General features: G+C 39.0%; 4 protein-coding genes. All 4 read left to right on the forward strand.

All coding sequences use genetic code 11. From position 1 onward, the window contains the following. Positions 1 to 1586, forward strand: a 1586-nt coding sequence (locus tag AC1DPQ_RS13140) for a hypothetical protein (protein WP_477609661.1), incomplete at its 5' end; no start/stop codon positions are given. Further along, positions 1583 to 2683, forward strand: coding sequence for a DUF928 domain-containing protein (locus AC1DPQ_RS13145; RefSeq protein ID WP_477584308.1), 1101 nt, complete (start codon positions 1583 to 1585; stop codon positions 2681 to 2683). The genes AC1DPQ_RS13140 and AC1DPQ_RS13145, both read left to right, overlap by 4 nt. Next, positions 2680 to 3096, forward strand: coding sequence for a hypothetical protein (locus AC1DPQ_RS13150; protein ID WP_477584309.1), 417 nt, complete (start codon positions 2680 to 2682; stop codon positions 3094 to 3096). Before AC1DPQ_RS13145 ends, AC1DPQ_RS13150 begins: the two co-directional genes overlap by 4 nt. 1 nt (position 3097) lies before the next feature. Then, on the forward strand, positions 3098 to 6951 hold a 3854-nt coding region (locus tag AC1DPQ_RS13155), incomplete at its 3' end, for a hypothetical protein (RefSeq protein ID WP_477609663.1).

A 6951-nucleotide genomic window follows, 5' to 3' on the forward strand; every position in this document is an offset into this window, starting at 1 on the left:
GGGGGAAACAACTTAGTCAACACGGGCAGGATTCGCTTACAAACTTATTAAATGCAAAAAAGCAGGAATTGTTTACAGAAATCCAAAAGGTACAACAATCTGTATATGATAGTGGGCTTGACCCTGAAAAACTTGAATTACTGGAAAAAGTAGCCCAAGGTAAAATCTCGCAAAAAGAACTCGAAAATTTCTTTGTCTCGGAACTTGCTAAAGGAAAAGATATGGGCTTTTTACAGAAAGGTTATGCCAAACTCCGTGAGTTTCAGGCTGGTAATTTTGGCCATCAATTGCCTGGAAGTTTTCTCAACCGCGATCTCTTTTTAAATGGTTTCAATTTTTCTTTAAGAACGCCAAGAGGGCCGGTGACTGTTGGGGTAAGTACCAACCTCGACCTTAATTCAACAAAAGATGCCGGTTTTAATGCGTCCACTTTTGCCATTCCAAAACTCTACAGTTATTTAAGTGTACCCACTACAAATTTTTCGTTCGGTTCGGGCAAGCTTTCATGGGTGGGTACATACGATCGGCAATTTAACGGAAGCTTTGGATCAGCTCAAAATGCATTGCCAAGAAATAATATGGTATTTACCATTAGTCAGGCCTTTCGGTTCAGTAAGGCAGGAACATTTACTTTTGATGTTTCCAAATCCTCTACACAATACAAAGAACTTGCTGCCTTTGGTCCGGATCAGTTAATAATCGATAGAAATACCAATGGTAACTATTTTAGAGATGATTTTCTGCAGACCATGTCGGTTGGATTAAACCATTCTATCGATGATAAAAAGCTGGGAATCAGGAGCACTGTATTTGTTAATTATGCAGGTTCCGGATTTCAAAATCCTGGGCAACAGGGGATTGGTAACCTTAACCTAAGGTTTGGTGGAAATATCCGTAAAGAATTTTTCCACAAGAAAATGACACTTTCTGTACGTTCCGACTTTAAAAACATGCCCATTAGTGCGACTGATCATTCGCACTGGAGCAACCATAACATTCAGCTCGATTCGAGATTCCGCATTTCCAGGTCGGCTAATTTAGGCCTAAAATATATTGATAACGGCGTTGATAAGGTATCGCAGGGCAGTACTCCGGTATATGCCTCTAAAAAACTTCAGCTCGATCTCAATTCGAATTATAAAATGTTTGGGCAGCGCGGGTTTAGCCATGTAAGTGTGGCGCAGCAGGAAATTGCCAACCCCTTATCATTGGGCAATTCTAGTTTATTGCAGTTAAACTATGTACAAACAGTGGTATTTAAAGACTTTTCGCTTTCTGGAAACCTTTTTTATAACCGCGAACTTAATGCCAATACCATATTGGGCAATATGCTCAACTCAGATGCGTCGCTACAATACCAGTTATTCAGCGGTGTTTCGATGTCGAGCGGACTGAGTTATCTGGATAATCAGCATCTTGCGCGCCAGGCCGGTATTAAACAAAGTATCCAGTTCATGCTGAAGAAACATTTTGATATCTCTGCTTATGTAGATATCCGTAAAAACCTGATTACCCCAACCTATCCTGATCTTTTCTCTACCAATAGGGGAGAAATATCTATACACTATTATCTCGACAGACAATGAGCAAACTTAAACTAAGATTATTTATTTTATTTATTTCCATAAGTACCGTTGTGTCTGCCCAAACAAGTATTGTGTTTGTTCCAGAGGTATATGGTACCACGCTGAACGGTCTTTTTAGGGCATCTATATTCAATGCATCCGGTGTAAAATCGGTAAGGATGAACATTACGGTAACGGAAGCACGTGCCGGAAAAATTGCCACTATACAAACGGGGGTATTTACCATTGCGCCGGGGAACAACATTATTCCTTCGGGAGTGGCCCGCACAGCCAGCGTGGCCATGGCACAGAATGCAACTGCAAACTTTATCAGACGCAACCAATATTTCCCACAGGGCGATTACGAATATTCGTTTAATATTTATTCGGCCTCCTCAAGCGAAGAGATCATTATCGATCAAACGTTTAACAACGAAATTACACCACCAGCACCTTTAGATCTGATCGAACCCTACGATCAGGACGAAATTTGCGAAAAACGCCCATTGCTTACCTGGCAACCTTCTATACCAAAGATTGATGGTTTACTCTACCAGGTGATGTTGGTCGAAATTAAAGATAAGCAGAATGCCGTTGAAGCCTTAAATTACAACCTGCCAATTGTAAATCAAAAAGGGGTAGTGGCCAATTTATTGGTTTACCCACCAAATTCAAAAGAACTGGTAGCCGGTAAAAAATATGCCTGGCAGGTAAGCGCCTACCGCGATCAAACGGTAATCAACCGTTCAGATGTCTGGTCGTTCGAGGTGAACTGCCAGGATACGGTGAATGCGGTTATACCAACTGATTACGGGTATAGGGATATTGAAGATCTGGTTAAGGGGAATTATTATGTTGCTGATGGCCAGATTAAATTTGCCCTAGTTAATTCTTATGGAGAGCAGGAATTAAAATACAATATTCTATGTATTAATAATCCTTCGAAAAAGATCAAAAACCTCCCTAAGCTGAGGTTAAAGCGTGGACAGAACAAAATCAATATTGATCTGAGTCATAATTTTTCATTTGAGGACAACTATTCTTATATCATGAAAATTCAAATGCCTGATGGCAGTCAGAAAAGTTTAAGATTTTTATATAAACAACCAACAGAATGAGACAAGCCACTATAATAATTTTACTTGGTTTGATACTTTCATGTAGTACTAAAAAACCTGCCGGTCAAAGTTCCGATGTCGATTTAAATGTAATGGCGCAATTAAAAGAAACGCCATCTACGGAGCACACGCGGACTTTCATGATTAGGGTATTCCCTGATAAGAAATTTGCTGAAAGTGGAATGGAAAAAATTACCGAATCTTTTCTTTACCATTCTGACAGTTGTTTTTATCTGCTCAAAAATAATGTAAAGTTATATCCGGAATATGTGGAACCCATAGTAAATGGGATAAAAGGGAGTTATGAATTTCTTGTAGGATTCAGCGACCAAGACCTTTCGACAAAAGAATATACACTGATTTATCAGGATCAAATTATTAATAAAAAAAAATACGTTCTCACGATCAAATAATATGGGATATACTTTAATTAATAAGACCAAATTTATTGCTAAGTTTTTGCTGGTGCTGTGGTTGATACAAATTTTTCAACCCTTAAGTGTTTATGCACTAACATCAGGCCCAGCCCAGCCAGAAGCCCAATCTTTTCAGCCTGTTGGTGTTTCTGACATGGTTGATTTATTTAGCGGAGATTTTAAATACAATATTCCTTTGATGGATATAGATGGTTATCCCATTAATTTAAATTACCAATCAGGAGTAGGGATTGATGACGAAGCCAGTTGGGTTGGTTTGGGTTGGAATTTAAACGTTGGCGCCATTAACAGGCAGTTAAGAGGTATTCCTGACGATTTGAGCGGGGAGGAACTAATAACAGAACAATTTACGAAGCCTAAAATTACCGTTGGAGGAAAATTAACGGCTAAAGTTGAATTTTTCGGTAAAAACACAGCTTTTAGAAAAGGAGGAGGTGGGTTGAACGGCTCATTAACTTTTGGCATTTTTAGTGATAATTATACAGGCATAGGAGCCGAAATTGGTGCAAATGCTGGAATGTCTTTTTCACTGATTAATGACGGTCAGCTTACAGCCGGACTCGGGATTGGTATTTTATCAAACACAGCTTCGGGCGTAGATGTAACACCTAATGCATCTTTATCTATTCACGCTATTAAAGAAGAAAAAGCTGTTGTAAATGCAGGCTTTACTTCCTCTTTAGGCTATAATAGCCGTTCTGGGTTGAAAACGTTAAGTTTCGGTAAGAGTTTTATAACTTATAATACTTCCTCATCTATTTCCTATAATACAGAGCCGATAATGCCAAAACTCCAGGTACCCTATACTTCTAGGTATGGTTCTTTTAGTATAGATGTTGGTGGAACTGTTTTTGGCGTTTACGCTAGTGCAGGTGGAACAGGTTATAAGAGTGAAAGGTATATCTCTAATGGCGGCAATTTCAGAAATCCTGAATACGGGTATTTGTATGCCGAGCGCGGAAAAAATCAAAGAAAAGCTTTGCATGATTATATTAGAGAAAAAGATAATCCGGTAATTCCCGAATTGCCAAACCTGGCTTTGCCAATTGCTACGCCAGATGTATTTGCGTACAACAGCCAGGTAGGTTCTGGCCAATTTAGGCTCTATAGGGGGGGCACTGGTGTTTACTTTGATAATGAGGTTGCAGATCATTCTGAAGTAAACAGTACGGGTGGTGATATTGGATTTGGCACATATGCACATGGTGGTGTAACTGCTTTCAATCAATCAACCTCGAATGTGACCAGGAAATGGACGAATGACAACAATTATTTAAAAAATGGTGATTTTCAGGATGAACCCACTACTGATCCTGCCAGGCAACACGTTTTCTTTCGAAATGCCGAAGACAAAAATATTGAAGATAGTTCGATGGTATCGAAGATATATGCGTCAACTCCACTTTCGATTTCAACTTCAAATAAAACAGCATCATCAAGTTTTAGCACGGTAAACAATTTTAGCAGTAATGTATTGCCTGTAGCTGGAAAAATAGAAAAAGACAAACGTGAAATTCTGAGTACTTCAATTTCTTATCTGACGGGATTAGAAGCCTCAATGGCCGGTCTTAACAAAGAGATAGAAACCTATAGTTTTATTGATGGACAAAATTTTGATCCGCGGTATTCGGAGACTATACGTACAAATATTGGCAGGACCGTTGGTATTCATAAACCGCATCATATCTCTGAAATAACAGTAACCAATACCTCTGGCCAGCGGATGGTATATGGTACTCCGGTTTATAATAAAGAACAACAAGAAATTTCATTTGCGGTAAACAATGCTGGAAATAACGGTACGGGTAAAGTAGATGTGCCTATGAATGGCAATGAAATTAATCATGATAATCAGGGACTTGATAATTATTATCATAAGGATTCGCAACCTGCATATGTTTACAGCTATCTGATCAGTGGAATTTTATCGCCCGACTATGTAGATAAAACGGGAGATGGAATAAGTTTAGACGACAACGGGACTGGGATTAAGTTTAACTACAGCAAAATTGATTCATATAAGTGGCGCACTCCTTTCGGCAATAAGAAAAATGGAGATTCGCATGTGCCGGAAGGCAGCTTAAACAGGGCCTTACTTGCCGATCCTGATGATGATAAGGGATCTATCGTTTATGGTGAAAAGGAAATTTACTATGTACATTCAATAGAATCAAAAACTAAGATTGCTTTTTTTATCACAGAAGACAGACTCGATGGTTTAGGCGTAACAGATTGGAAAGGTGCTTTAGACCTGGGGACAAGGCAAAAATGCCTAAAAGAGATCCGTTTATATTCCAAAGAGAATTTAAGCAAACCCATTAAGGTTGTAAAATTTGAATATGGATATGATCTATGCCCGAATACACCAAATTCGATAGCAAGCGGAGGCGGTAAATTAACCTTAAAAAAGGTTTGGTTTGAGTATGGAAATACCCATAAGGGCCAATATCATCCTTATGTGTTTACATATAACTCAAAAATTAATGGCGTCGATATCCCTTATGGAACGATGATGACAGACCGTTGGGGCAACTATAAAAATCAAACTAATCCCGGAAATTTAACAAATGAGGAATACCCTTACGCAACCCAGGATAAAGCATATGCCGATGAGGTTGCGGGTTTATGGCATATTAGTAATATCGAATTACCTTCCGGTGGGAATATAGAAGTGAAATACGAAGCAGATGATTATGCTTATGTGCAAAACAAGCATGCAGCAGTTATGGTTCCTTATGGTTTTCCCGACGGTACAGGTTTAAGTAATGCGAATGCCATACAACTTAATATAGATTCGGTTCCTCCGTTGGGACAAGATCAAACCCAATGGTTTAAGAACACCTATTTAAATGGATCTGACTATATCTATACCAAATCGCAAATTAATGTTAGTACAGCAAATGCACCTTCCAGTAATAATGGAGTCGATTTTGTGTCGGCTTATTGTAGAGTAACTTCAGTTACGGTTAATTCGGGAGTAGCAAAGCTTAATCTAGAACAAATAGCTGAGGGCGGACCAGCAACCAATCCTATCCGTTTTGCCGCCTGGCAAAAAATGAAAAACGAATATCCGAAATTTGCATATCCAGGTTACCAAAACAGGGTAGGAGATAATCGTAACACAGGAGTAGCTGCAGCGGTTAGTGCAGTGATGAACGCCGCTGGAAACTTAAAAGAACTTCGCGAAAATTTTTATCAAAAGGCACTTCGAAAAGGCTATTGTAGTACAGTTGAAGCAGGGAAATCTTTTGCACGTATAAGCTTAACGTCATCAGCAAAATTAGGTGGTGGCGCTAGGGTTAAGCAGGTTACTATAAAAGATGAATGGGATGTACTAACTGGCACAAATGCACCCAAGGGGATTTATGGACAGCGTTATGAATACACAACTAAATCGGGCAATGGAAAAAAAATAAGCAGTGGTGTAGCTACTTATGAGCCGTCTATTGGTAATGATGAAAATGCCCTAAAGGAGCCGGTGCCTTATGTTCAGAAAATAAAAGGTACGATTAATAATTATTTCGAATTGGAAGCGCCTTTTGGAGAGTCTTTATACCCAGCACCAAGTGTTGGTTATAGCAAAATAACTGTAAAAGATCTTGATGCAAGTGGTGCTCTTCCTCCTGATCAGATCCCTAAAACCGGGTACGTTGTTAATGAGTTTTATACCGCTAGAGACTTTCCGGTAAGGGTTAATATTTTGCCTTTAAAAAAATATAACCCCAAACCACAAAGTAGTTATTCTCTTATTCAAACCAGCAGTATAGAAGAATTGGTATTATCTCAAGGCTATTGTATAGAACTGAACGATATGCATGGAAAGCCTAAGGC

It is taken from the genome of Pedobacter sp. 01T416_2 (assembly GCF_056398925.1).

Excerpts from the sequence above, each read along its gene's own strand:
- AC1DPQ_RS13145 (WP_477584308.1), top strand. The coding sequence starts at position 1,583 with ATGAGCAAACTTAAACTAAGATTATTTATTTTATTTATTTCCATAAGT.
- AC1DPQ_RS13150 (WP_477584309.1), top strand. The coding sequence starts at position 2,680 with ATGAGACAAGCCACTATAATAATTTTACTTGGTTTGATACTTTCATGT.